The following is a 1,427-nucleotide window of genomic DNA, read 5'->3' as shown; positions in this document are numbered from 1 at the left end:
TTTTAAACCCCGCCGCTGTTGCGGCAGGCCTGAAAGGCACGGAGAAAATATGTATCGGAAGTTTTTGAAAAATTTTACAATTACAGCAGCCATACTTTTCATTGCGGCAGCAGCCCTGGTGCTCTTTTTTGATCCTTTTTTCCATTACCACGGGCCGGCCGCCCCGCTGAAAGCCGTCCTTACCAAAAAGGAATATCAGGGCATCGGCACCATCCGCAATTTCAATTACGACAGCCTGCTTGTGGGTTCCTCCACCGCGGAGAACTTCAATAACAAATGGTTTGACGAAGCCTTTGACGCCACTACCATCAAGGCCATCAAAAGCTCCGGCATCACCGCCCAGCTGGATTACTACCTGACCCAGGCGTTTGAAGAGCGTGAAATCAAAAATATTTTCTACAGCCTGGATCTGTTTGCCCTGGGAGGCGACCCCGAGGCCGAATTCCCGGATGATTCCATGCCTCTTTACCTCTACGACAAAAATCCCTTCAACGACATAAATTACCTTCTTAACAAAGACGTAATTTTTGAAGACATCCCATACATGCTGGCGGAAACCTTCCTGGATGACTACGACGAAGGAGCCTCCTATAACTGGGCACAATACAAAAACTTCGGAACGCAGGAGGCTCTGTCCCACTACGACCGCCCGGCCGAAATAACCCCTATGAAAACGGAGGATCAGTACAAGGCTGTCATAGATGCCAATGTGGATCTGCTGATAAAGCAGGTAAATGCCCATCCGGAGACCACCTTCTATTTCTTTTATCCGCCCTATTCCCTTTTGTGGTGGGACAATATGACCCGGAGCGGGGAGCTGAATCAGGTTCTCTATGCTGCCCAGGCTTCCGCCCAGGCACTGCTTTCCTGCGACAATGTTAAGCTGTATTACTTCCAGAATGATCCGGATATTATTTATAACCTGGATCTCTATATGGATCCCATCCATTTTACGGCCGATATAAACCACTACATGGTAACCCAGATGCAGCAGGATAATTACCGCCTTACTCCGCAAAATTATCTCTCAGAACTTCAGAAAATGAGGGAGTTGGTTCAGGAGATGGAGGAGAGTGAGATTGGGAAGTATTATTAGAGGGGGAAGAGGAATTCTGAGATGAGGGGGCATGCTTTCCGGTCCGGGGAGGGGCTGTCTTACCCGGCCATAGTCTGCCGGCTGTTCCGAGCCGGGGGCCGGGCTTTCTTCTTTGGGGATGCTGTGGGGTATTTTCTGTTCCATTGGAAAAAACGGTGATATTTCTTACTGCCCCGGAAGGTCAGAACTCCGCCGCCCTTAGCGGCTTGTCTGACGAGCAAATGCGACTTAACACACAAAAGACAATCCAGCCCCCGCCGTCGCTTTGCGAGGAGTTCAGCCGCGTTGGCGGAATTCTGACCTTCCGGGACAGTTAGAAATACCCCGTTTT

Annotated in this window: 1 protein-coding gene; it reads left to right on the top strand. The window is 50.0% G+C overall.

Translation table 11 applies throughout. From position 1 onward, the window contains the following. The first annotated feature begins 49 nt into the window (after positions 1 to 49). Complete coding sequence (locus tag HMPREF1548_RS17835) at positions 50 to 1,096, top strand: hypothetical protein (protein WP_021637806.1); 1,047 nt, start codon at positions 50 to 52, stop codon at positions 1,094 to 1,096. Positions 1,097 to 1,427: the final 331 nt, after the last annotated feature.

Source organism: Clostridium sp. KLE 1755 (assembly GCF_000466465.2).
GTDB classification, from domain to species: domain Bacteria; phylum Bacillota; class Clostridia; order Lachnospirales; family Lachnospiraceae; genus Eisenbergiella; species Eisenbergiella porci.
Note: the sequence above shows the minus strand (reverse complement) of the source record. Positions and strands in the feature narration are given on the sequence as shown.